We start from the raw sequence: 24,108 nt of genomic DNA, 5'->3' as shown, positions 1-24,108 counted from the left end.
CCCGCCGAATCCGTCTACACTCGAAGCATTCCCCGAGCCATAACGAGACCGTTATGCCCAGACTGCCGACCGTGCTTTTTTTGCTGTCGCTGATGACCTGGACCGCAACGGCTGGCGCGCTGACTCTGACCGACGAAGAACGTAGCTGGCTGGCGGCCCACCCGGACTTGCGTCTGGGTGTCGATGCGTCATGGCCTCCCTTTGAGTTTCGCGATGAGCAGGGCCGCTACCAAGGCCTTGCGGCGGACTACATCGACCTGATCCGCCAACGCCTGGCCATCAAGCTCACGCCCATCGAACCCGTGAGCTGGACGGCTGTTCTCGAACAGGCCAAACAAGCCAAACTGGATTTGTTACCGGGCATCATGTCGACCCCGGAACGCCAGAAATACCTGTCATTTACGCGCCCCTACCTGGACTTTCCAATTGTCATTCTTGCCCACGTCGGTGGCGCTCAGCCGCGCAAACTCGAAGACCTGTACGGCCTGAAAATCGCCGTGGTGGAAAACTACGCGCCCCATGAATTGCTGCGCACCCACCATCCCGACCTGAACCTGGTGGGCTTGCCCAACGTCAGCTCAGCCTTGCAGGCACTGGCGACCGATGAAGTGGATGCGGTGGTCGGCGATCTCGCCTCCAGCGTCTGGAGCCTGCGTCAGCTCAAGCTCGACGGGCTCTATGTCAGCGGCGAGACGCCCTATCGCTATCAACTGGCCATGGGCGTGCCCCGGGGCAACAAGATCCTGGTCGGCATTCTGGACAAAGTCCTGGCGGACATGCCCCCGGACGAAATCAACACCATCCAGGAGCACTGGGTCGGCAACGTTCTCGATCATCGAGCGCTCTGGTCCGACCTGCTGGTGTACGGCTTGCCGGGTTTACTGCTACTCGTCACGGTGCTGGCGATGGTCATCCGGATCAACCGCCGCCTGAGTTCGGAAATCGCCCGCCGCGTCGACCTGGAACAAGAACTGCGCAGCAGCGAGTACCATTACCGCGGGCTGGTGGAGAGCCTTTCGGCCATTGCCTGGGAAGCGCGGATCACCGATTTCACCTACAGCTACGTGTCGCCCCACGCCGAAGAATTGCTCGGCTACCCCCTGGCCCATTGGCTGATTCCAGGCTTCTGGCGCAACATCATCCACCCCGCCGACCTGACCCGTGCCCAGACCTTCTGCGATCACGAAGTCCTGGCTGGACGCGATCACAGCCTCGATTACCGGGTCATCACTGCCGATGGCCGCTGCATATGGGTGCGCGACATCGTCAGCCTGATCGAGCACGGCCATGAACCGGTGATGCGTGGCCTGATGATCGACATCAGCGAGGCCAAGCGCACCGAAGAGGCGTTGCGCCTGTCGGAACAGAAGTTTGCCTCGGTATTCCAGCAATGCCCGGACATCCTGGTCATCGCGCGACTCTCTGACGGCAGCCTGCTGGAGGTCAACGAAGCATTTGAAGAACAGATCGGGCTCAAGGCAGAAGACGTCATCGGCCAGACGGCCACCGACCTGAACATCTGGGGCATTCCTGGCGTCGGGCCGGGTTTGCTACAGCGCTTGCAGGCCGGCAGCATCCGTAACCTGGAGATGCCCTTTCGCCGCAACAATGGCCAGGTGTTTACCGGCCTGATCTCCGCCGAGCCTTTCGACCTCGACACGACGCCTGCGCTGGTAGTGGTTGTGCGGGATATCAGCCAACTCAAGGAAACCCAGCAACAGCTGCAAACCTCTGAAGAAAAATTCGCCAAGGCCTTCCACGCCTCCCCTGACGGTTTGCTGCTGTCCCGGCAGAGCGACGGTTTGCTGCTGGAGGTCAACGAGGGTTTCAGCCGCATGACGGGTTTCAACAGCGCGATGTCCGTGGATCGCTCGGCATTGGAGCTGGGGATCTGGGTCAATCTGAACGAACGCAAACAGATGCTCGACCTGCTGCATCGGGACGGTTTCGTCCGCGACTTCAATTGCCATATTCGCCGCAGCGACGGGCAGATCCGTCTTTGTGAGGTGTCGAGCCGTCCGCTGCCGATTGGCGACGAAGATTGCATGCTGACCATCGCCCGGGACATCACCGAGCGGCACTTGATGCAGGAAAAACTGCAACAGGCGGCGACCGTGTTCGAGAGTACTGCCGAGGGCGTGTTGATCACTGACACCCAGCAACACATCAGCGCGGTCAATCGCGCCTTTACCGAAATTACCGGCTACAGCGAAAGCGAGGCACTGGGCCACACCCCTCGCCTGCTCGCCTCGGGTCTGCACGACAGTGCTTTCTACGCGGCCATGTGGCATCAACTGACGGCCGAAGGTCATTGGCAAGGCGAGATTTCCAACCGGCGCAAAAACGGCGAGTTGTACCCGAGCTGGCTGACCATCAGCGCCGTGCGCAATCGCGACAAGTTCATCACCCACTTTGTCGCCGTGTTCGCGGACATTTCCAGCCTCAAGCACGCGCAGGCCAAACTCGATTACCAGGCGCACCACGATCCGCTGACTGGCTTGCCGAACCGCACGCTGTTTGAGAGCCGACTGCTGACCGCACTCAACAACCAGCGGGAAAACGGTGGCCAGGGCGCGGTGTTGTTCCTCGATCTTGACCGCTTCAAACACATCAACGACAGCCTCGGCCACCCGGTCGGCGACCTGCTGCTCAAGGGCATCGCCGTGCGCCTCAAGGACCAGTTGCGCGACATCGACACCGTGGCACGCCTGGGCGGCGACGAATTCATCATCCTGTTGCCCGGCCTGCAACAGTCCAGCGATGCCGACAATATCGCAACCAAGTTGCTCAACTGTTTCTCCGCACCGTTCCAGGCCGGCGAGCATGAGTTCTTCATCAGTGCCAGCATTGGCACCAGCCTGTATCCCAAGGACGGCTGTGACGTCGCCACACTGGTCAAGAACGCCGACGCGGCGATGTACCGCTCCAAGGCCAAGGGCCGCAACCGGGTCGAGAGTTATACCCGCGACTTGACCGCTCAGGCCAGCGAGCGGGTCGCACTGGAGCATGAACTGCGCCGCGCCATCGAGCGCAATGAACTGTTGCTGCACTACCAGCCGAAAATCAGCCTGGACGACAATCGCCTGGTGGGTGCTGAAGCCCTCATCCGCTGGCATCACCCGACCTTCGGTGTCGTGCCGCCAGAACACTTCATTCCCTTGGCCGAAGAGAACGGGATGATTCTGCAAATCGGCGACTGGGTGCTCGAGACCGCGTGCCGGCAGATGTACGAATGGAACCTGACTTATGAATGCCTCGGGCCATTGTCGGTCAACCTCGCCGGCGCGCAACTGCGCCAGCCCAACCTGCTCGTCCGGATCGAACAACTGCTCAAGGACAACGCTCTTCAGCCCGGATTATTGCAACTGGAAATTACCGAAAACTTCATCATGAGCCAGGCCGAGGAAGCGCTGGCGGTACTGCATCAACTCAAACACCTGGGCGTGCAACTGGCCATCGATGACTTCGGCACCGGTTATTCATCCCTGAGTTACCTCAAGCGCCTGCCGCTGGACATCCTCAAGATCGACCAGTCGTTCGTCCGCGGCCTGCCTGATGATCCCCATGACGCGGCGATTGTTCGCGCGATCATCGCCTTGGGTCGCAGCATGCAGTTCACCGTGATTGCCGAGGGTGTCGAGACCTTCGCGCAGCAGCAATTCCTCGCGCAGGAAGGCTGCGAACAGATCCAGGGATACATCGTCAGCCTGCCCTTGCCGCCGGACGAATTCGCCGCGACGTTTCTTCGTATAGCCGTATCGGATTTTTCGGATAGCACAGCCGAGAAACCGTCGCTATAATCCGCGGCCTACTGAGGGCCTATAGCTCAGTTGGTTAGAGCAGAGGACTCATAATCCTTTGGTCCACGGTTCAAGTCCGTGTGGGCCCACCAAACAAAAAAGCCGCGCAGTGCGCGGCTTTCGTCAGACCTCACCTATCGAAGCGACTGACCGGATGAGATTGAGCGCTTCCCAGCGGCGAAAGCCGTAACCGCGCAAGGCGGTTCGTAAGTGGTGTCCGGATCTGCTTTACCGAATCGAAGAAGACGCCTATAGCGTCTTTTTTCGTTTCTGCCCTAGCGTTTGGTCGAGCTAGGTTGCCGCAAGCAGACCTTATCGCACAGCTGCATGAAGCCCATCTTGCCCAGCAACCTCAAGACAGTCCAAACAAGAAAGCCGCGCAATGCGCGGCTTTTGCGTGAATGGCGTTTGGTTTTGTTTACTTAAGGTGGCGCAATATCGGATGACGCCCGCAGACCTTGTAGGCAAACTCCGAATCGTGCGTTTTGGGCACTTTGATGCCTTGTTGCGCTTTTCTTCGACGGGATAGTCTCCGGACGTCGCTGCAAATGCAGTGAACGGGTGTGGTAACCCGGCGAGAAAAGGCGCAACAGCGTTTCCATCACATGAGCAGTCGGTTTTTTACGACTGTGATCCTGTGTTATGGCGGCTGTGCGTGGGACGCTTTAGGGCGTGCCGGTTTCCTTGGCTCCCGGTTTACCACCCTGCGCACAGCTGCCTCCCATTCGTGTGGTAACGAATGTGGCAGCTCCCTATGTCAAGGAGCAAGACTATGAGCAAAACAGATTCGACCGCGTCTTCAGAACTACAAACCATCGGCCTCACACCTTTCTTCTACTGCTCAAACCAAGCGCTATTCCGTGTCGGTCGCGGCGTTCCCCTTGCCGACGCACTGGCCCAAGCCTCCAATCTATTGTTTCTCGCCAAGGAACTGACCATGGACGCCGCTTACGCCAAAGACACCGACCGCCACGCCTGGGCCGCGCATTACCTGACGGCGATGAGCAAGGCTGTGGTCGATGATGTAATGAAGGTGTTGGAGCGCGGGCCTGATCGCGCTGATACGAAGTCCGACAAATAGCGGCCGATGGGCCGTGGAATGAGCCCCGAGAATTCGGGGCTTTCAGGTGATGATCGGTGGTGCGCTGTCTTACACCCAAACACCCAACGCTGGAATGGCCTGCACCGGCCGCAACCGCTCAAGCATTTCACGCGTAAAAACGACCTCATACGTATCCGCCGCCCTGCCCCACTGCTCCACGATGACCATGCTGTCGACCAGCACGCTTCCCAATTCGGTAATCGTATCCGCCAGATCCTCGACGATTTCTTGAGTCCGACCCCATACACGATCAGTCATCGCTTTGAGCTCAGCCGCAATACGGTCAGATGACGCGGGGTCCGTATCGGGACAGGTGATGTTGCGCAGCAAATGCTGCAACTCTTTTACTTTTGCATAATCCTGTTCCGCCCCCAGCACGCCCTTCAGGATGGCTACCGCTTTCGACTTGTCGACGCGTTTCCCGGACGAATGCGTTGAAGCTAATGTCTGCCCCATAACGCCAGCCATCAGGACCATCATCCGCGCTTCCAAATGCGCTTTCATTGCTTCCATCGACAAAATCGGGCGCGCCAAGGTAATGGAGGCGCCCCCTTGATGCCTTAGGTCCATGGTCACGGACAGAGTCACGCCGCCCGTTACAAACCCCAATGCGCGGGCCACGACGTAGTGGCCCATTTCGTGATGGGCAATCTGTAATGCGTGATTCCGCACAACGGAAGGCATCCTGTTTGTCATGTCCATCGCCCCGCACTCTTCGAATCCGACTATGACTGACTGTTAGTGTCCATTCTGTCGAGCAAAGTAGGAAGATTCCCAAGTTGTTGAAGCTCTATTCTTATAGGCCCTGTTACGCGGCCTATCGAGCCCGGGTCTGTGTTCGCAGCCAGTACAATCAGACTCAAAACCTGAAAAATATAAGGTTCCTCGTCAACAAAAGCAGCGAGATGCCTCATGCAAAACCTGGCTTGTCCGCTTATTGACCCTTCAGCAAAAAACTTGCAAAACGAAGCGGTTCTACCTAGTCTTTCCCGCAACACACCCGCCATGCCTATGGTTGCATCAGCAGCTAAGCACAAATTGCGCGGGTTTTTTTTGCCCGGAGTTTTTAGGGCATGAGAGTCTTTGGTAAACCGGTGATCGACATCACTGCCCAAATCGAACTGCTCAAGCAGCGTGGCCTGCAAATCCAGGATGAGACTCGAGCACGATACTTCCTGCAAGCTGTCAGTTTCTTCCGCCTCACACCTTACATGCGTACTTTTCAGCATGCAGAGGTTCAAGATCACCCTTTCCGCAAGGGTGCCGAATTTCGTGATCTGACCAATCTCTATGATTTCGACCGTAGGCTGCGTCTACTTGCCATGGACGCCATCGAGCGCGTCGAAGTTGCCGTTCGTTCATTGATCAGTAACCACATGGGCCCCACTCACGGCGGGCATTGGTACATGGAAGCTCGGCTGTTTCAGCACACCTATGACCACGCTCGATTGATGGAAACCATACGCACCAAGCAAAACACCGCCAAACGCGATTACGAAAAAGAATGCCAACGGATAGACCGCCTGCAAACCGATACCCGGCGTAAAGATCATCTTAAGCGGCACCGTGCGAAAGAAAGCTATGCCCGGCACTATCCGGTAACGTACGACCAGCCGTCACTGATGCCGGGATGGGCCATGCTGGAAGAGCTGACCCTTGGGGATCTGTCCCACCTTTACAAAGGACTTGCCCGCGACGCAGACAAGAAAATCATCGCCAAGTACCTTGCATTGCCTGCACCTCTGTTGCAATCGTGGCTGCATACCCTGACCACCATCCGCAACATTTGCGCCCATCACGCGCGACTGTGGAATCGAGAGCTGGGAATACGACCGGAACTGCCCAGGAAAACAGCCTTTCAATGGCCACAGGCATTACTTCAACAGGGACAGCATCCGCGGATTTTTTCGGTTTTGTGCATCCTTAACTACTTGATGCACCAAGTGAGCCCACACGCCCATTGGGATCGCCGTTTATTGGACCTGATGCAGGAATTTCCCGGTCTTAATCAGCGAGCAATGGGATTTCCACAGGATTGGCACCAAGACCCGTTCTGGCAGTAACGGAGTAATCTCAAGAACGAAAAAGCCGCACCTCTGCGCGGCTTTTTCGTACCTGCGATTCCGCCCTTACTTAGGCAAGGCGTAGGCGATCACATAACCCCCACGGTCCGTGGACTGACGCGCACCACCCACCGTTAGCAGGTTGTACTGCTTGCCGGTTTTCGGCGAAACGTAAGTCATCGGGCCGGACTGGGTGGCTATGGCATGAACGGTACCGAGCCCAGATCAAGCATCCGCAGTGCAAGATGTGCCTGTAACATGCTGAACCATTGATCTGTATCGCTGGAGACCACCCCTTGCCCGACATCCGCCCGCCCGTTCTTGACGAAATCGACCGCCAATTGATCGCAGCCCTGCAGATCAATGCCCGCGAAAGCGTGGCCATGCTCGCCCGGCAATTGGGCATCGCTCGCACCACTGTGACTTCGCGATTGGCGCGACTGGAAAAGACCAAGGTCATCACAGGTTACGGCGTGCGGCTGGGTCAACGAGTAGTGGATGGCGGGTTGCAGGCATATGTGGGGATCACCGTGCAACCGCGGTCCGGCAAGGAAGTGTTGCGGCGGTTGAGTGCGATGGCACAGGTGCAGCAGTTGTGTGCGGTGAGTGGCGAATTTGATTATGTGGCGTGGTTAAGGACTGAATCGCCGGAGCAGCTGGATCAGTTGCTGGATCAGATCGGGAGTGTGGATGGGGTGGAGAAGACCACGACGTCGATCATTCTCAGCAGCAAGATTGATCGCGGTCAGCCGGTTTAACTGCAGTCCAAGGTGGGAGCGAGACCGGCTTGCCGGCGAAAGCGGTGTGCCATTGAAAACTACGATAACTGACATATCGCTTTCGCGAGCAGGCTCGCTCCCACAGTGAACAGTGTGCACAGACAGCTCGTCGATTTGATCAATTAATTAGCAAAACGACGACACATTGTGTCTTATTAACGTGTTCTACGCTCTCTAGAATGGCTGCCATCTTTTCCTATACTCAGACGCGCATCCCGCGTCCGGTCGCCAGCAAGGTCAGCCATGAACAAGAACAATCGCCATCCTGCAGACGGTAAGAAACCAGTCACCATTTTCGGCCCGGACTTTCCATTCGGCTTTGACGACTGGATCGAGCACCCGGCCGGTCTGGGCAGCATTCCTGCGCACAACCACGGCGCCGAAGTGGCGATCGTCGGCGCGGGGATTGCCGGTTTGGTGGCCGCGTATGAATTGATGAAACTGGGCCTCAAACCCGTCGTCTACGAAGCCTCGAAAATGGGCGGCCGTCTGCGTTCCCAGGCTTTCAACGGGACCGATGGCATCGTCGCCGAACTGGGCGGCATGCGCTTTCCAGTGTCGTCCACGGCGTTTTACCACTATGTCGACAAGCTCGCTCTCGAGACCAAACCCTTTCCCAATCCGCTGACGCCTGCCTCTGGCAGCACCGTGATCGACCTGGAAGGTAAAACCCACTACGCACAGAAGCTGGCCGATCTCCCTGCACTGTTCCAGGAAGTGGCTGACGCCTGGGCCGACGCACTGGAGGCCGGCTCGCAGTTCTCCGATATCCAGCAAGCCATCCGCGACCGCGACGTGCCGCGCCTCAAAGAGCTCTGGAACACTCTGGTTCCGCTGTGGGACGACCGCACCTTCTACGACTTTGTCGCCACTTCCAAAGCCTTCGCCAAGCTCTCGTTCCATCACCGCGAAGTGTTCGGGCAGGTCGGTTTTGGTACCGGCGGCTGGGACTCGGACTTCCCGAACTCGATGCTGGAAATCTTCCGCGTAGTGATGACTAACTGCGACGATCACCAACATCTGGTCGTCGGCGGCGTCGAACAAGTGCCGCAAGGCATCTGGCGCCACGTACCGGAACGTTGCGTGCACTGGCCCGAAGGCACCAGTCTCAAGTCGCTGCACAGAGGCGCGCCGCGTTCCGGGGTCAAAAAAATCGCTCACGCCCCGGATGGCCGTTTTGCGGTCACCGACAACAACGGCGACACTCGCGAGTACGCGGCGGTGCTGACCACCTGCCAGAGCTGGCTGCTGACCACCCAGATCGAATGCGACGAAACCCTGTTCTCGCAAAAGATGTGGATGGCCCTCGACCGCACGCGTTACATGCAATCGTCGAAAACCTTCGTGATGGTCGACCGTCCGTTCTGGAAGGACAAGGATCCGGAAACCGGCCGCGACCTGATGAGCATGACCCTCACCGATCGCCTGACCCGTGGCACGTATCTGTTCGACAACGGCGACGACAAGCCAGGCGTGATTTGCCTGTCGTACTCGTGGATGAGCGACGCACTGAAAATGCTTCCGCACCCGGTAGAAAAACGCGTGGAACTGGCGTTGAACGCGCTGAAAAAGATCTACCCGAAAGTCGACATCGCCGCGCGAATCATCGGCGACCCGATCACCGTGTCGTGGGAAGCCGACCCGCATTTCCTCGGCGCGTTCAAAGGCGCCCTGCCCGGCCACTATCGCTACAACCAGCGCATGTACGCGCATTTCATGCAGGACGAGATGCCGGCTGAACAACGCGGTATTTTCATCGCGGGCGACGACGTTTCGTGGACGCCGGCGTGGGTTGAAGGCGCGGTGCAGACCTCGCTCAATGCGGTGTGGGGCATCATGAAACACTTCGGCGGTGAAACTCACGCCGAGAACCCGGGTCCAGGAGATGTGTTCAACGAGATCGGTCCGATCGCCCTGCCCGAGTAAGAGGAATCCTGAATGCGCGTAGCCCTTTACCAATGTCCGCCGCTGCCCCTGGACGTCGCCGGCAATCTGCAACGCCTGCATCAACTGGCGCTGGAAGCGAAAGGCGCCGATTTGCTGGTGCTGCCGGAGATGTTCCTGACCGGCTACAACATCGGCGTCGATGCCGTCAGCGTACTGGCGGAGGTGCACAACGGTGAATCGGCGCAGCAGATCGCGCGCATTGCCAAGGCAGCGGGGATCGCCATTTTGTATGGCTACCCCGAGCGCACCGAGGACGGGCAGATCTACAACGCCGTGCAACTGATCGACGCCAATGGCGAGCGCCTGTGCAACTACCGCAAGACTCACCTGTACGGCGACCTCGATCACTCGATGTTCAGCGCCGGGCAGGATGATTTTCCGCTGGTGGAGCTCAATGGCTGGAAGCTCGGGTTCCTGATCTGCTACGACGTTGAGTTTCCGGAAAACGCGCGACGTCTGGCGTTGGCCGGCGCCGAGCTGATTCTGGTGCCGACGGCGAACATGATTCCGTACGACTTCGTCGCCGATGTCACCGTTCGCGCCCGCGCATTCGAAAACCAGTGTTATGTGGCGTACGCCAACTATTGTGGCAATGAAGGCGAAATCCAGTATTGCGGCCAGAGTAGCATCGCCGCGCCGGATGGCAGCCGCATTGCCCAGGCCGGCCTGGATGAAGCGCTGATTGTCGGTGAGCTGGATCGTCAGTTGATGGTCGATTCCCGCGCCGCCAATCGCTACTTTATCGATCGCCGCCCCGAGCTCTACGGCGACCTTAACAAGCGCTAAACCTCTGTAATCCGCTAGCATTAGCGCTTCTCTGTTCTGGAAGTGCTCATGCCTGCGTTGAATCCCCCCCGCCCCCACACTGAAACCCTGGCCAACGGCCTGCGGGTAACGCTGCGTCATGCCCCGAATTTGAAGCGCTGCGCGGCCGCGTTGCGGGTTGTTGTGGGCAGTCACGATGTACCGCTGGCATGGCCCGGCCTGGCGCATTTCCTCGAACACCTGCTGTTTTTGGGCACTGAACGTTTTCCTGCAGAACAAGGGTTGATGGCCTACGTTCAAGGTCATGGCGGGCAGGTGAATGCACGGACCAGCGAACGCAACACGGACTTCTTTTTTGAGTTGCCACCTCAGGCGTTCAGCGGTGGGCTGGAGCGTCTGTCAGACATGCTCGCTCATCCGCGTATGAATCCGGACGATCAGCAGCGGGAACGGGAAGTGTTGCAGGCGGAGTTTGTCGCCTGGTCGCAGGACGCGACAGCGCAACAGCAACTGGCGCTGTTCGATGGACTTTCGCCGACTCATCCGTTGCGCGGCTTTCATGCCGGCAACCGTGACAGCCTGCCGGTGCAACAACCGGATTTTCAGCAAGCGCTGAAGGATTTCCATCAGCGGTTTTATCAGACCGGGCAGATGACGCTGAGCCTGGCCGGCCCGCAAAGTATTGAAGAGCTGAAGCAAATGGCGCTGAGTTTCGGCGCCGCGATTCCCATGGGAGAAAACGTCCCGCAACAGGCGCCTGTACCGCTGATGGAATCTTCGGACGCAAGTTATCAACAGGTGAGCGAGCGTCGGCTTGATCTGCTGTTTACCTTCGAATCGCTGCCCCCTTCGTCGACCGAAGCATTGGCGTTTCTGTGCCATTGGTTGAACGTCGCGAAACCCGGCGGGCTGTTGGCTGAGTTGCGCGCGTGCGCTTTGACTGAGCATTTGAAAGCCGAAACGCTGTATCAGTTTGCCGGACAAGCGATGCTGCACATCGAATTCACAACGACCGCACCGGCGAGCGTCCTGCGCGAGAAGCTCCTGGATTGGCTGGGCTTTTTTACCTCTCAGCAAGACTGGCCCCGTCTGCGTGATGAATACGCTGCCCTGCTCCAGCGCCAGCAACAAGTCAGCGATGCGCTGCAACTCGCCCGACTCGACAGCGAACAGCTTGAAACCGGGTTATCCGAGCAAGGCGTTGTAGCGCTCAAGGACATCCTGAAGAAAATCGGCGCTGTGGATAACTTCAGCGGTGAATGGCAACTGCCGGCACCGAATCCGTTCTTGCGCGCCGAGGCACCGCCCCAAAATGCCGGACTGATTCGCGGGCAAACCAGCAAGCACCGCGGCCTGCGAACATTTGCCCAGGACCGTTCGCGCAGCCGTCGCGAAAACTCTCCAATGCAATTCAGCCAGGCCTTGCTGGATAACATCGCTGAAGGCTCGATTTACTTGCGCTGGCGGCTCGAGGCCGAACCTCATTCCCGCCTTCAGCAGCGCTTGGAAAACAGCCTGCAGCCACTGCGCGAAGATGCGCGTCAGGCGGGCGTCGACTTTTCCTTCAGCGCATCGGGAAATGAATGGCTGCTGAAAATGACGGGGCTGCAAGAACCGATGCCGACCGTCCTCGAACATGCGCTGAAAGAACTGACAAAACCTGACAGCGGTTTCTCACAGGAAGAAGTGAAAAGCACTGCGCTGATCCCGATTAAACAACTGCTCAAGGCGCTGCCCGATCATTGCCTTGAGCACACCGGTATCACTGATGACTTGCAGCAGTTATGGTCGAGTGCGCGCTGGGAAGGCCTGGCCACTGGCCTGTCGGCACAGACCCAAGCAGCGATGGGTTTGGCCCTGAGCCGGGTGCCCGGCGTGGCGGACACCCAACCGTCCCCGCCATCCTCGATCAACTCACAGCGCCTGTGGACAACGCTCGACACCGAATCCAGCGAACACGCGTTGTTGCTGTTCTGTCCGACAGCCACCCAGGACATCTCCGACGAAGCCGCCTGGCGCGTGCTGGCGCACGTCTGTCAGACGCCGTTCTATCATCGCCTGCGGGTTGAGCTGCAATTGGGTTATGCGCTGTTCAACGCACTGCGCCAGATCCATGGGCAGACCGGGATGTTATTCGGCGTGCAATCTCCGAGCACCGCCCCCTTGAGTTTGCTGGAGCACATCGAACGATTCCTGAGCGAATTGCCCGAGATGATCGACGGTATCGACGAAACGACGTTTATCGCCCAGCGCCAAGCGTTGGCGGATCAATTCGAAATAACTGCATTGCCTTTCGCCCAGGCTGCCGAACTGCTCTGGCAGGGCAAATTGGCTGGCCGCTCGTCGGATTATCTGACGCGACTGAGCTTGTCGATTCTGGCCATCGACCGCTCCGCCCTGATCGCCGCCGCCCATCGATTGAACAACGCCGAAGGTGGCTGGCGCTGCCTGGCCAGCAGTTCAGTGCCGGAAACGCCTTGGCAAGTGACAAAATAATCATTACCGGCGGTGCAATTAGCTTTCCGAGAATGCAGGCCTTTCGCTCAGTCATTTTGAGCAACATAGCCACCTGACTATCTGAACATCTCCGGCTGGAGGTGGACTATATGTATAGGTCTCACCTGTTTCATTTCCTGAAGGAGCGCTCTCATGTCCTGGTCCAAACCTGCTTACACCGACCTGCGTATCGGCTTTGAAGTCACCATGTACTTCGCGAGCCGCTAAGTTTGTCCTGCCGCTCAGCGCCTCGGTTTACCGAGGCGTTTTTATTTTCAGCGCTGGAATGATGGAGCACCCATGCTTGTCCAGATTCTAGGTTCCGCCGCCGGCGGCGGTTTCCCCCAGTGGAACTGCAACTGCGTGAACTGCGCAGGTTTTCGCGACGGGAGCCTGAATGCCGAGGCCCGTACCCAGTCATCCATCGCAATTTCCGATGACGGCGTGAACTGGGTGCTGTGCAACGCCTCGCCGGACATCCGTGCCCAGCTCCAGAGTTTTACCCCGATGCAACCGGGCCGCGCCCTGCGCGATACCGGCATCAGCGCGATCATCCTGATGGACAGCCAGATCGATCACACCACCGGCCTGCTCAGCCTGCGCGAAGGTTGCCCGCACAATGTCTGGTGCACCGACATGGTCCATGAAGACCTGAGCACCGGTTTCCCGTTGTTCACCATGCTGACCCACTGGAACGACGGGCTGAACTGGAACCGCATCGAACTCGACCGCAGCTTCACCATCCCGGCGTGTCCGAGTCTGCGTTTCACCCCGTTGCCGCTGCGCAGCGCGGCGCCGCCTTACTCGCCGCACCGCTTCGACCCGCATCCGGGGGACAATATCGGACTGATCGTGGAAGACCTGAACACCGGCGGCAAGCTGTTCTACGCGCCGGGCCTGGGCAAGGTCGACGCGCCACTGCTGGAAATCATGGCCGGCAGCGACTGCCTGCTGGTAGACGGCACAATGTGGGACGACGACGAAATGCAGCGCCGTGGCGTCGGCACCCGCACCGGCCGGGAAATGGGTCACCTGGCGCAAAACGGCCCCGGCGGCATGCTGGAAGTGCTGGAGCAACTGCCCAATCAACGCAAGGTGCTTATCCACATCAACAACACCAACCCGATCCTTGATGAAGATTCGCCGGAGCGTGCCGAGCTGGTTCGGCGGGATGTTGAAGTGGCGTATGACGGCATGAGTATTGTGCTGTAGCGGATGGCCTCTTCGCGGGCAAGCCCGCTCCCACATTGAAATGCGATCACCTGTGGGAGCGGGCTTGCCCGCGAAGGCGTCAGACCAGACACCACAGAATCCACCGGTTGTTCCCCGGAGAACCGCAATGACTGACACCCCAATGTCCCCCGCCGAATTCGAAGCCGCCCTGCGCGCCAAGGGCGCCTACTACCACATCCATCACCCGTACCACGTGGCGATGTATGAAGGCCGGGCGACCCGCGAGCAGATCCAGGGCTGGGTCGCCAACCGCTTCTACTACCAGGTGAACATTCCTCTGAAGGACGCTGCCATCCTGGCCAATTGCCCGGACCGCGAGATCCGCCGCGAGTGGATTCAACGCCTGTTGGACCATGACGGCGCCCCCGGTGAAGACGGCGGTATCGAAGCCTGGCTGCGTTTGGGCCAGGCGGTCGGCCTCGATCCAGACCAACTGCGCTCACAGGAACTGGTGCTGCCCGGCGTACGTTTCGCCGTGGACGCCTACGTCAACTTCGCCCGCCGGGCCAGTTGGCAGGAAGCCGCCAGCAGCTCGCTGACCGAACTGTTCGCGCCGCAGATCCACCAGTCGCGCCTCGACAGCTGGCCGCAGCATTACCCGTGGATCGACCCGGCCGGTTATGAGTATTTCCGCACCCGTCTGGGCCAGGCGCGACGCGATGTGGAACACGGTCTGGCGATCACGCTGCAGCACTACACGACGCGGGAAGGCCAGGAGCGCATGCTGGAAATTCTCCAGTTCAAACTGGACATTCTTTGGAGCATGCTCGATGCCATGAGCATGGCCTACGAACTGAAACGCCCGCCGTATCACAGCGTGACCGAACAACGGGTCTGGCATAAAGGAATCCCCTTATGAGTTTCGATCGCAGCAAGACCCCGACCTGGCGTCCCGGCTATCGCTTTCAGTACGAACCGGCGCAGAAAGGCCACGTGCTGCTCTACCCGGAAGGCATGATCAAACTCAATGAAAGCGCGGCGCTGATCGGCGGGTTGATCGACGGTGAGCGGGACGTCGCGGCGATCATCGCCGAACTGGACGCGCAGTTCCCCGGCGTGCCGGAGCTCGGTGATGACATCGAGCAATTCATGGAGGTTGCCCGTGCTCAGCACTGGATCGAACTTGCCTGATTCCGTGTCAGACAAGTTACCGCCCAAACCGGAAGTCGGCCTGCCCCTGTGGCTGCTGGCCGAGCTAACCTATCGCTGCCCGCTGCAATGCCCCTACTGTTCAAATCCGCTGGACTTCGCCGAGCAGGGCAAAGAGCTGAGCACCGAACAGTGGATCAAGGTGTTTCGCGAAGCGCGGGAAATGGGTGCAGCGCAGCTGGGCTTTTCCGGCGGCGAGCCGCTGGTGCGCCAGGATCTCGCCGAACTGATTGCCGAGGCGCGCAAGTTGGGTTTCTACACCAACCTGATCACCTCCGGCATCGGCCTCACCGAGCAGAAAATCAGCGACTTCAAGAAAGCCGGTCTGGACCACATCCAGATCAGCTTCCAGGCCAGCGACGAGCAGGTGAACAACTTGCTGGCCGGCTCGAAAAAAGCCTTCGCGCAGAAGCTCGAGATGGCGCGCGCGGTGAAGGCACACAGTTATCCGATGGTGCTGAATTTTGTCACCCATCGGCACAACATCGACAAAATCGACCGGATCATCGAGCTGTGCATCGCCCTTGAGGCGGACTTCGTCGAACTCGCCACCTGCCAGTTTTACGGCTGGGCGCAGCTCAATCGAGTCGGTCTGCTGCCGACCAGGGAACAACTGGTCCACGCCGAACGCATCACCAATGAATACCGCGCAAAACTTGCCGCCGAAGGGCATCCGTGCAAGCTGATTTTCGTCACCCCGGACTACTACGAAGAACGCCCGAAAGCCTGCATGAATGGCTGGGGCAGTATTTTTCTGACAGTGACCCCGGACGGAACCGCCCTGCCCTGTCACGGCGCCCGACAGATGCCAGTGCAGTTTCCCAATGTGCGCGACCACAGCATGCAGCACATCTGGTACGACTCATTCGGCTTCAACCGCTTCCGCGGCTACGACTGGATGCCCGAGCCGTGCCGCTCCTGCGACAAGAAAGAAAAGGACTTCGGCGGCTGCCGCTGCCAGGCGTTCATGCTCACGGGGGACGCCAGCAACGCCGACCCGGTGTGCAGCAAATCGGAACATCACGGCGTGATCCTCAAGGCCCGCGAAGAAGCCGGGCACGCGACCCAGACCATCCAACAACTGGCCTTTCGCAATGAACGAAACTCACGACTCATCGCCAAAAGCTGACCTCTTCAGCGCCGCCAAGGCCGTCGCTGCCGGTGTCGACTTCGCCGAATTGCAGGTTGGCCAGCATGGCTTGTTCTGGAACGAATACCGCCCCGAGGATGCCGCTTGCCGCATCTGGCATTGGCGTGACGGCCAGGCACGTTGCCTGACGCCAGCGGGTTTCAGTGTGCGCAGTCGGGTGTACGAATATGGCGGTGGGGCGTTTTGCCTGACAGATGACGGGATCGTTTTCGTCAACGAGGCGGATCAGCAGCTGTATCGCCAATCGCCGAAGGGCGAAACGCCAGAAGTGCTGACATCCGGCGAATGCCGCTATGGCGACCTGCAGTTTGCCAACGGACAGGTTCTGGCGGTTGAAGAGTATCGAGATCGGCATCGTCTGGTGGCCATAGATCTGGCGGACGGCGCGCGTCATCTGCTGGCCGAAGGGGCGGACTTTTATGCCGCGCCGACGTTGAGCCCGGACGCTCAACGGTTAGCCTGGATCGAATGGAGCCGCCCGGACCAGCCATGGACCGCGACTCGCCTGATGGTTGCAGACCGCCAGGGCGCTCAAGCACGCTGTGTGGCCGGCGATGGTGTTCAGGAGTCGCTGCAGCAGCCGCGATTCGATGACAGCGGTCGCCTGTATTGTCTGACGGATCGTGGCGGCTACTGGCAGCCGTGGGTGGAATCTTCAGAAGGGCTGAATCCTTTACCCAGCGCCGCGGCGGACCATGGGCCAGCGCCCTGGCAGTTGGGTGGTTGCACCTGGCTGCCCCTCAGTGAAAACAATTACCTGGCGAGTTGGACGGAAGGCGGATTCGGCCGACTGGGACTGTGCGGTGACACCCTTGAAGATTTCACCGGGGACTACAGCCGTTTCCGACATCTCGCACTGGATGAACAATTCATCTACTGCATCGCCGCCTCGCCGGTCAGTTCGTCCGCCGTGATCGCCATCGACCGCAAAACCCGACAGGTCAAGGTGTTGGCCGGGGGAATGGCACCGTTGCCCGCCGAGCAAATCAGCGTCCCGCAAACCCTGCGCTACCCGAGCGGTGCAGGCGAGGCTCACGGCTTCTTCTATCCGGCGATGACTGGCGACGCGAAACCGCCACTGGTGGTATTCATTCACGGTGGCCCGACGTCGGCGTGCTACCCGATGCTCGATCCGCGCATCCAGTACTGGGCGCAACGCGGCTTTGCCGTGGCCGACCTCAACTACCGTGGCAGCAGCGGCTACGGTCGGGCGTATCGCCAAGCGCTGCATTTGAGTTGGGGGGAAGTGGATGTGGTAGATGCCTGCGCGGTGGTCACCCACCTCGCCGAACGCGGGTTGATCGATGGCGACAAGGCGTTTATTCGCGGTGGCAGCGCCGGCGGCTACACCACGCTGTGCGCGTTGGCGTTCAAGGGGGGCTTCTGCGCTGGCGCCAGCCTTTACGGCGTCAGCGATCCCGTTGCCCTGGGCCGCGCGACACACAAGTTCGAAGGCGATTATCTGGATTGGCTGATTGGCGATCCTGTCAAAGACGCCGAACGCTACGCCGCACGCACGCCACTGCTGCATGCGAGCAACATCAGCGTGCCGGTGATTTTCTTTCAGGGTGAACTCGACGCCGTCGTCGTGCCACAGCAGACCCGCGACATGGTCGAGGCGCTGCAGAAAAACGGCATTCTAGTTGAGGCGCATTATTACGCGGACGAACGTCACGGCTTTCGCAAGGCCGGCAATCAGGCCCATGCGCTGGAGCAGGAGTGGTTGTTTTATCGGCGGGTGATGGCGTTGGCGGACTAAGGTCGGCGCTCCGTGCAGAAGTTGCGGCGCCTCATTCGCGAGCAAGCCCGCTCCCACATTTGATCTTTGGTGTTCACAGTTTGTGTGTTCACTGAAGATCAAATGTGGGAGCGGGCTTGCTCCGGGCGGCGTTCCGACGAAAGCGATCTATCTTGCGACGCGAAACTCAGCGCTTGGCAATGATGTACACCGCATGCACGATCCCCGGGATGTAACCGCACAGCGTCAGCAGAATATTCAGCCAGAACGCGCCGGCGAAACCGACTTGCAGAAACACACCCAGTGGCGGCAACAGAATGGCGATGATGATGCGAATGAAGTCCATGGGTCAGCTCCTAATGTGAAGTGGGCTCGTGTGAACCTTACTGCTAATCGACCAACACCGTTCGTCAGGGTTCAGTGCGGTTTTTCAGGCCAGTATCTCCAGACCGTGTTTCTGCACGATGCTCAACAACTTCAGCGCCATGCCACTGGGATGTTTGTCCCCTGCTTCCCACTGTTTGACCGTTGACGCGCTGGTGTTCAGATAACGTGCAAATACCGGCTGACTCACGTTATTGCGCTCGCGCAGCGCTTTGATCTGCTCCGCGGGGATCGCGTCCGGCACCGTCGCAAGGCATGACTCATCGAACTCGCGCATGGTTGCCTTGCTGATTGCGCCGATGGCATACAAGGCGCTGGCGGATTCGTGTACCGACTCCAAGGCTTCACTTTTAAATTTCTTGCTCATGAATATCTCCAAAAACTCCCTCGTATCCAGTAGGTGCTGGACTTCCAAATCTGTCAGCCTTTCGTAGGTCTTCGCCACTTTCCGAAAGCCGATCAGATCAGCCGGACTGATATTGCTTTGATCTTTCTTGGCGTACAGAAACTGATAAACCCAGTATCGACCGCCTTTGGCCGCGACAATCGAGCGGTGTCGATTGGCATTCAGACGCTTCTTCCAGACCCCGCCGCCCAGACTTTCAGCCTGGCCATTGAGCATTTCGGTGAACGCCTCACGAAGCTCATCATCACAAATCCAGGCCTTACCAGCCTGCACCGCAAAACGCTTTGTCTTGAATAACCTGGGTGACATCGGCATCCCTTCCACAAAAACATACCACTCAGTGGTATAGAAATCAAAACCAGCCCCACGACAATGTCGTTTCGCGGGCATCGGCACTCCTTGCCGACTTCCTCTAAAAAGCCATTGATCCCGCTATCGCTCAAGCTCCGATTGGAATCTGGCAAAACGCAGAGACAAAAAAACACCCCACGTCAAAAGAATCAAACGTGGGGCGATGCGTTATACCGCGAGACGGTTCGGGAATTCGTGTAGGGCGGGTCTGATCAGACGGCAATCCCTTTGCGGCATTGCAGCTGTGCGGTGCGTACTCGGGAAAAGGCGCGGGCCAGGCGTAAAAGCATTTCGTCGATGTTGGCCTTGCTGACGGTGAGCGCCGGGGTGAAACGCAGGCAATCGGCTTGCGGGGCGTCGAGCAGCAGCCCTTCGTGCATCGCTGCTTTGACGACGGCGTCAGCCGAATCGTCGGACAGGGTAAGCCCCCAGAACAGTCCCTTCCCGCGTAATTCACCGTGCCCATAGCGATGAGTCAGACGCGCGAGGCCTTCGCGAAGGTGCTGACCGGTTTCCCGGACATGCTCGAGGAAACCCTTGTCCTGCACACTATCGAACACCGCAAGGCCGGCAGCGGTCATCAGCGTATTGCCATGGTGGGTGCCCGTCAGTTCACCGAGGTCGAAACAGCAGGCCTTGCCCCGCGCCAGCAGCGCCGCCAATGGCACGCCACCGCCCAGCCCTTTGCCGAGGACGACGATATCGGCTCGCACGCCGTAGGATTGTTCCGCGAGCAATGTCCCGAGGCGACCGACACCGGTCTGCACTTCGTCGAAGATCAACAAAATGCCGAGCTCACGGCACAGGCGTTCAACGCCCTTGAGGTAATGCTCGGTGGCGGGGATTACCCCGGCTTCGTTCTGGATCGGTTCGAGCATGATTGCCACGGTCCGGGCATCAACCGCTGCATGCAAGGCTGCAAGATCGTTGAACGGCACGTGGCTGAAACCGGGTAGCTGCGGTTCGAAGCGATTGGCCAGATTGGAACTGTCGGACGCCGGAATCGTCCCGAGACTACGACCATGACAACCCTTTTTGGCCACGATGATCCGCGAAGCACCGCCGCGATACCGCTGCCCCCATTTGCGCGCCAGTTTGATCGCCGCTTCACAGGCTTCGCTGCCACTGTTGAGCAGGTACGCCTGATCGCTGCCGGTGCTGACGCAGAGCCGCTCGGCGAGGTTGAGCATGCCACGGTTATGCAAGCCGAAACCGGGGTTGATCAGCGATTGAGCCTGCGCCGTAATCGCATTGACCAGTACAGAAGGGCTATGTCCGAGGCTATTGGCCCCGCCACCTTGGGAAAAATCCAGATAGGCACGGTCATCGCTGTCCCACAACCAGGAGCCTTGGCCGCGCACAAAAATCTGTTTCGGCCGCTCGACACTGGGCATCAGGCACTCGCTGGAAAGATTGTCACTTCTGGACGGCAGGAAATTGTCCGCGGCCAAGTCATCAAGGCTGGGAGCGCTACGCCGTAAATTGAACAGATTCATCCGAAAAAACCTCGTTTTAGGTTTTTTGGCTTACCTATGTAAACAACCTCAGCATAAACAGTATTCATCGCGCTCTATGGCCCTGTAAGCCTTGTGAATGCCGTTAGACTAGGCTTAGGCAAGGCCTCGGGCCATTTCGATTTCTCAGCATTTTCGATAAGCAAATCTTATGGATTTCAAACAACTGCGTTATTTCGTCGCGGTCTACGAAGAAGGCCATGTGGGCCGGGCTGCCGAGCGACTTTCAATCTCTCAGCCGGCACTGTCCCAACAGATCCGCCACCTCGAACAAAACCTTGATGTCAGCCTCTTCGAACGCAGTAGCAAACGTCTGCTTCCCACCTTGGCGGCCCACACGCTGTACAACCACGCCCTGCCATTGCTCGATGGCTTGCAACGGGCGCGTGAAGCGCTGGGTAACTTCAAGGGGCAAGCGCTTCGAACGCTGGCCATTGGCGTATTGCAAACCGTCCACACCAGTCTCGTGCCACAAATGCTCGAGCGCGTGCGCAAGGCGCAGCCGCACTTGGTGGTGCAGATCTATGAACTGACCGGGTTGGAGATCGAGCGGCGGCTGCTTAACGGCTCTCTGGACATCGGCATCAGTTACCTGCCGCCCCGCCAGCCGGGGTTGCACGGCGTGATGCTGTACGAAGATGAACTGACGCTCGTCATCCCGGCGGATCACCCGTTGCGCGAATTCAAGAAAGTCTCCATGAGTCAGGCTGCCGAGTTGCCAATGTTGCTGCTGGGTGAAGAGTTTCAGGTGCGGCAGATCTGGCAGACGCAACTGGCCAACCAGGGGCGGCGACCGCAGGTGCAGGCGGAACTGAACAATATGGCGGGGATTCTCGACAGTCTGCCCCACACCCGGCTGGCAACCGTGCTTCCGGGCCGCTCGCAAAAAGCGCTCGGCAACCGTGAACTGCTCTGGAAACCGCTGACCGAACCGCGGGTGCCGCTGAAAGTCGGGTTGGTGTGTCGGGATGTGCAGCGGCAACAAGCCTCGCTGGCCTTATTGCGAACCTTGCTGGAAGAAGTGATGAACGGACCGGATGAGCGCTCGACGCCCCTGAATGGGCTGAGCTGATTACTTTTTTGCGGACAAAGAAAACCCCGCCGAAGCGGGGCTTTGCAGACTGTTTCCCTGACATCCATTTCACTCCGCCGTCCTGGCAGAATCCTACGTGTCCGTGTTGTTGCTTTGCGCTTCCTGCGCGACGTCCATGAGAAGTAGATTAGCGGTGGATCCAATCTTCATCCATGGGAGAACAGCAGCACGTCATGTAGGAGAATGCTTACATGACGTTACATTGTCAGAACTGCGCTGCGTCCAGCAGGAACAGCGATTCGCTACCGGCCTTCACCGACGCGCTCAGCGAATGAATACGCGGCAGCAGGCGTGCGAAATAGAACCGCGCAGTGCCCAGCTTGCTTGCGTAGAAATCGTCCTGCGCTTCTTTGCCCAAGGCCGCCTTGGCCATCAGTGCCCACATATAAGCGTAAGCCACGTAACCGAAGGTTTGCAGGTACTCGACCGAGGCCGCGCCGATTTCGCTCGGGTTGTTTTTCGCCCGATCCAGCAACCATGCGGTCAATTCGTCAAGGGTGGTCACGGCATCGTTCAGCGGCTTGGTGAACTCAGCCAGGTCAGCGCTGGCAGTCGCGGTGAAGTGGCGAATCTCGTCGGCGAACAGGTTGTAGAACGCCCCGCCGCTGCCGACGATCTTGCGTCCTACAAGGTCCAGCGCCTGAATGCCGTTGGTGCCTTCGTAGATCTGGGTGATGCGCACGTCGCGAACCAGTTGTTCCTGGCCCCATTCACGGATGTAACCGTGGCCGCCGAAAACCTGCTGGCCATGAATGGTGGTTTCCAGACCGAGGTCAGTCAGGAACGCCTTGGCTACCGGGGTCAGCAGCGCCACCAGGTCTTCCGCACGCTTGCGGGTGGCTGCGTCTTCGCTGAACTTGGCGGTGTCCAGTTGCATGGCCACGTACGTCGAGAACGCACGACCGCCTTCGTTCGAGGCTTTCATGGTCAGCAGCATGCGACGCACGTCCGGGTGGACAATGATCGGGTCAGCCACTTTGTCCTTGTTCTGCGCGCCAGTCGGCGAACGGCTTTGCAGACGGTCGCGGGCGTACTCGACGGCGTTCTGGTAAGAGCGCTCGCCGGAGGCCAGGCCCTGGATGCCGACGCCCAGACGTTCGTAGTTCATCATCGTGAACATCGCCGCCAGGCCTTTGTTCGGCTCGCCGACCAGGTAGCCCACGGCTTCGTCGAAGTTCATCACGCAGGTCGCGGACGCCTTGATGCCCATCTTGTGCTCGATCGAACCGCAAGTCGCCGGGTTGCGCGCGCCCAGGCTGCCATCGGCATTGACCATGAACTTCGGCACCAGGAACAACGAAATGCCTTTCGGCCCCGCCGGCGCGTCCGGCAGTTTTGCCAGCACCAGGTGGATGATGTTCTCGGTCAGGTCGTGTTCACCGCCGGTGATGAAAATCTTGGTGCCGCTGACTTTGTAGGAACCGTCGGCCTGAGGTTCGGCCTTGGTGCGGATGATCCCCAAGTCGGTGCCGGCGTGCGGCTCGGTCAGGCACATCGAACCGGCCCAGACGCCGGCGTACATGTTCGGCAGGTAGGCCGCTTTCAGCTCGTCGCTGGCGTGTGCGTTGATCGACAGGCAAGCACCGGCGGTCAGCATCGGGTACAGACCGAACGACAGGTTCGCGGAGTTGACCATTTCTTCGACCTGGGCCGAAACCGCCTTGGGCATGCCCATGCCGCCGTAGGTCGGATCGCCACCGACGCCGACCCAACCGCCTTCGGCATAAGTCTGATAAGCCTGTGGGAAACCTGCCGGCGTGGTGACAGCACCGTCCGCCCAATGGCAACCTTCTTCGTCAGCTGCACGGTTCAGGGGTGCGATGCTTTTGCCGGTGACCTTGCCGGCTTCTTCGAGAATGGCTTCAACGGTTTCCGCATCGACAGTCTCGGCCAGTGCAGGCAACTCGGCCCAGAGTTTAGCGACTTCGAACACTTCATTAAGGACGAAGCGCATATCGCGCAGGGGCGCTTTGTAGTCAGCCATGGCAAACCTCGCAGGATCTTTACAGGTGAATCGTAGGAAGAAAGTTTCGTAGGGGGCCGAGTGTAACCCAAGAACTTTTGTGACACATAGGGTCAGGCCGTGACCGTTTTGTAATTTTTGGTCATTGAGTTTTTATGTCTGCGAGAACGCATTC

19 protein-coding genes, 1 tRNA gene and 1 pseudogene are annotated in these 24,108 nt (G+C 59.0%); 15 read left to right on the top strand and 6 right to left on the bottom strand.

The features are described from left to right. Positions 1 to 53 precede the first annotated feature (53 nt). The 3 genes from ACYZTL_RS18185 (at position 54) to ACYZTL_RS18175 (ending at position 4,881) form a co-directional block, all read left to right on the top strand. The gene (locus tag ACYZTL_RS18185; protein WP_461952952.1) at positions 54 to 3,800 is read left to right on the top strand and encodes an EAL domain-containing protein; all 3,747 of its coding nucleotides are present in this window, start codon (positions 54 to 56) and stop codon (positions 3,798 to 3,800) included. A gap of 15 nt (positions 3,801 to 3,815) precedes the next feature. After that, positions 3,816 to 3,892 (top strand) — tRNA-Ile (locus tag ACYZTL_RS18180). 680 nt (positions 3,893 to 4,572) lie between these two features. Continuing rightward, positions 4,573 to 4,881, top strand: coding sequence for a DUF3077 domain-containing protein (locus ACYZTL_RS18175; protein ID WP_461952951.1), 309 nt, complete (start codon positions 4,573 to 4,575; stop codon positions 4,879 to 4,881). A gap of 69 nt (positions 4,882 to 4,950) precedes the next feature. Here the strand turns inward: ACYZTL_RS18175 and ACYZTL_RS18170 are convergent, their stop codons facing one another. Next, a complete protein-coding gene (locus ACYZTL_RS18170) occupies positions 4,951 to 5,598 on the bottom strand; it encodes a peptidase M41 (protein WP_461954330.1) in 648 nt (215 codons plus the stop codon). Between the two features lie 377 nt (positions 5,599 to 5,975). On the opposite strand from ACYZTL_RS18170, the gene ACYZTL_RS18165 reads away from it, so the two are divergent. The 11 genes from ACYZTL_RS18165 to ACYZTL_RS18115 all read left to right on the top strand — a co-directional run bounded on the left by ACYZTL_RS18165 (position 5,976) and on the right by ACYZTL_RS18115 (position 18,243). Then, positions 5,976 to 6,965, top strand: a complete 990-nt coding sequence (locus ACYZTL_RS18165) for an Abi family protein (RefSeq protein WP_461952950.1) — start codon at positions 5,976 to 5,978, stop codon at positions 6,963 to 6,965. Between the two features lie 296 nt (positions 6,966 to 7,261). Continuing rightward, on the top strand, positions 7,262 to 7,723 hold the full coding sequence (locus ACYZTL_RS18160) for an Lrp/AsnC family transcriptional regulator (protein WP_461952949.1): 462 nt from the start codon (positions 7,262 to 7,264) through the stop codon (positions 7,721 to 7,723). A 264-nt stretch (positions 7,724 to 7,987) separates the two neighbouring features. Further along, positions 7,988 to 9,670 carry a flavin monoamine oxidase family protein gene (locus tag ACYZTL_RS18155; RefSeq protein WP_461952948.1) on the top strand — a complete coding sequence of 561 codons (1,683 nt, stop codon included), beginning with the start codon at positions 7,988 to 7,990 and terminating at the stop codon, positions 9,668 to 9,670. Positions 9,671 to 9,682: 12 nt separating this feature from the next. Continuing rightward, positions 9,683 to 10,477 (top strand): carbon-nitrogen hydrolase family protein, encoded by a 795-nt coding sequence (locus ACYZTL_RS18150; protein WP_461952947.1) that lies wholly within the window; start codon positions 9,683 to 9,685, stop codon positions 10,475 to 10,477. A gap of 48 nt (positions 10,478 to 10,525) precedes the next feature. After that, on the top strand, positions 10,526 to 12,952 hold the full coding sequence (gene pqqF, locus ACYZTL_RS18145) for a pyrroloquinoline quinone biosynthesis protein PqqF (RefSeq protein WP_461952946.1): 2,427 nt from the start codon (positions 10,526 to 10,528) through the stop codon (positions 12,950 to 12,952). Positions 12,953 to 13,105: 153 nt separating this feature from the next. Beyond that, a complete protein-coding gene (gene pqqA / locus ACYZTL_RS18140) occupies positions 13,106 to 13,180 on the top strand; it encodes a pyrroloquinoline quinone precursor peptide PqqA (RefSeq protein ID WP_009045898.1) in 75 nt (24 codons plus the stop codon). 72 nt (positions 13,181 to 13,252) lie between these two features. Then, positions 13,253 to 14,164 (top strand): pyrroloquinoline quinone biosynthesis protein PqqB, encoded by a 912-nt coding sequence (gene pqqB, locus ACYZTL_RS18135; RefSeq protein WP_461952945.1) that lies wholly within the window; start codon positions 13,253 to 13,255, stop codon positions 14,162 to 14,164. A gap of 127 nt (positions 14,165 to 14,291) precedes the next feature. After that, complete coding sequence (gene pqqC / locus ACYZTL_RS18130; RefSeq protein WP_461952944.1) at positions 14,292 to 15,044, top strand: pyrroloquinoline-quinone synthase PqqC; 753 nt, start codon at positions 14,292 to 14,294, stop codon at positions 15,042 to 15,044. Continuing rightward, positions 15,041 to 15,316 carry a pyrroloquinoline quinone biosynthesis peptide chaperone PqqD gene (gene pqqD / locus ACYZTL_RS18125; protein WP_008024193.1) on the top strand — a complete coding sequence of 92 codons (276 nt, stop codon included), beginning with the start codon at positions 15,041 to 15,043 and terminating at the stop codon, positions 15,314 to 15,316. Before pqqC ends, pqqD begins: the two co-directional genes overlap by 4 nt. Further along, positions 15,288 to 16,463, top strand: coding sequence for a pyrroloquinoline quinone biosynthesis protein PqqE (gene pqqE / locus ACYZTL_RS18120; RefSeq protein ID WP_461952943.1), 1,176 nt, complete (start codon positions 15,288 to 15,290; stop codon positions 16,461 to 16,463). Before pqqD ends, pqqE begins: the two co-directional genes overlap by 29 nt. Continuing rightward, on the top strand, positions 16,429 to 18,243 hold the full coding sequence (locus ACYZTL_RS18115) for a S9 family peptidase (RefSeq protein ID WP_461952942.1): 1,815 nt from the start codon (positions 16,429 to 16,431) through the stop codon (positions 18,241 to 18,243). Before pqqE ends, ACYZTL_RS18115 begins: the two co-directional genes overlap by 35 nt. 166 nt (positions 18,244 to 18,409) lie before the next feature. On the opposite strand, the gene ACYZTL_RS18110 is transcribed toward ACYZTL_RS18115, so the two are convergent. The 4 genes and pseudogenes from ACYZTL_RS18110 to ACYZTL_RS18095 form a co-directional block, all read right to left on the bottom strand. Continuing rightward, entirely contained in the window at positions 18,410 to 18,568 is a 159-nt protein-coding gene (locus ACYZTL_RS18110; protein ID WP_007904205.1) for a YqaE/Pmp3 family membrane protein, read from the bottom strand. A gap of 84 nt (positions 18,569 to 18,652) precedes the next feature. Next, positions 18,653 to 18,973: a helix-turn-helix domain-containing protein gene (locus ACYZTL_RS18105; RefSeq protein ID WP_461952941.1), complete on the bottom strand. Its 321-nt coding sequence runs from the start codon at positions 18,971 to 18,973 to the stop codon at positions 18,653 to 18,655. After that, positions 18,957 to 19,321, bottom strand: a pseudogene (locus ACYZTL_RS18100) (type II toxin-antitoxin system RelE/ParE family toxin). Before ACYZTL_RS18100 ends, ACYZTL_RS18105 begins: the two are co-directional and overlap by 17 nt. Positions 19,322 to 19,575: 254 nt before the next feature. After that, on the bottom strand, positions 19,576 to 20,859 hold the full coding sequence (locus ACYZTL_RS18095) for an aspartate aminotransferase family protein (RefSeq protein ID WP_461952940.1): 1,284 nt from the start codon (positions 20,857 to 20,859) through the stop codon (positions 19,576 to 19,578). 169 nt (positions 20,860 to 21,028) lie between these two features. Here ACYZTL_RS18095 and ACYZTL_RS18090 point away from each other — a divergent pair, with 169 nt between their 5' ends. Continuing rightward, positions 21,029 to 21,949, top strand: coding sequence for a LysR family transcriptional regulator (locus tag ACYZTL_RS18090; RefSeq protein WP_461952939.1), 921 nt, complete (start codon positions 21,029 to 21,031; stop codon positions 21,947 to 21,949). Positions 21,950 to 22,175: 226 nt separating this feature from the next. Here ACYZTL_RS18090 and ACYZTL_RS18085 read toward each other — a convergent pair whose 3' ends face one another. Next, positions 22,176 to 23,954 carry an acyl-CoA dehydrogenase C-terminal domain-containing protein gene (locus ACYZTL_RS18085; RefSeq protein ID WP_461952938.1) on the bottom strand — a complete coding sequence of 593 codons (1,779 nt, stop codon included), beginning with the start codon at positions 23,952 to 23,954 and terminating at the stop codon, positions 22,176 to 22,178. Positions 23,955 to 24,108: the final 154 nt, after the last annotated feature.

Source organism: Pseudomonas sp. LB3P81, from assembly GCF_054897965.1.
This window is presented reverse-complemented; position numbering and strand designations above follow the sequence as displayed.

Bases quoted from the DNA above. Each gene is read 5' to 3' on its own strand.
- ACYZTL_RS18185 (WP_461952952.1), top strand. From the start codon at position 54: ATGCCCAGACTGCCGACCGTGCTTTTTTTGCTGTCGCTGATGACCTGG.
- ACYZTL_RS18175 (WP_461952951.1), top strand. From the start codon at position 4,573: ATGAGCAAAACAGATTCGACCGCGTCTTCAGAACTACAAACCATCGGC.
- ACYZTL_RS18170 (WP_461954330.1), bottom strand. From the start codon at position 5,598: ATGACAAACAGGATGCCTTCCGTTGTGCGGAATCACGCATTACAGATT.
- ACYZTL_RS18165 (WP_461952950.1), top strand. From the start codon at position 5,976: ATGAGAGTCTTTGGTAAACCGGTGATCGACATCACTGCCCAAATCGAA.
- ACYZTL_RS18155 (WP_461952948.1), top strand. From the start codon at position 7,988: ATGAACAAGAACAATCGCCATCCTGCAGACGGTAAGAAACCAGTCACC.
- ACYZTL_RS18150 (WP_461952947.1), top strand. From the start codon at position 9,683: ATGCGCGTAGCCCTTTACCAATGTCCGCCGCTGCCCCTGGACGTCGCC.
- pqqF (WP_461952946.1), top strand. From the start codon at position 10,526: ATGCCTGCGTTGAATCCCCCCCGCCCCCACACTGAAACCCTGGCCAAC.
- pqqB (WP_461952945.1), top strand. From the start codon at position 13,253: ATGCTTGTCCAGATTCTAGGTTCCGCCGCCGGCGGCGGTTTCCCCCAG.
- pqqC (WP_461952944.1), top strand. From the start codon at position 14,292: ATGACTGACACCCCAATGTCCCCCGCCGAATTCGAAGCCGCCCTGCGC.
- pqqD (WP_008024193.1), top strand. From the start codon at position 15,041: ATGAGTTTCGATCGCAGCAAGACCCCGACCTGGCGTCCCGGCTATCGC.
- ACYZTL_RS18115 (WP_461952942.1), top strand. From the start codon at position 16,429: ATGAACGAAACTCACGACTCATCGCCAAAAGCTGACCTCTTCAGCGCC.
- ACYZTL_RS18110 (WP_007904205.1), bottom strand. From the start codon at position 18,568: ATGGACTTCATTCGCATCATCATCGCCATTCTGTTGCCGCCACTGGGT.
- ACYZTL_RS18105 (WP_461952941.1), bottom strand. From the start codon at position 18,973: ATGAGCAAGAAATTTAAAAGTGAAGCCTTGGAGTCGGTACACGAATCC.
- ACYZTL_RS18095 (WP_461952940.1), bottom strand. From the start codon at position 20,859: ATGAATCTGTTCAATTTACGGCGTAGCGCTCCCAGCCTTGATGACTTG.
- ACYZTL_RS18090 (WP_461952939.1), top strand. From the start codon at position 21,029: ATGGATTTCAAACAACTGCGTTATTTCGTCGCGGTCTACGAAGAAGGC.
- ACYZTL_RS18085 (WP_461952938.1), bottom strand. From the start codon at position 23,954: ATGGCTGACTACAAAGCGCCCCTGCGCGATATGCGCTTCGTCCTTAAT.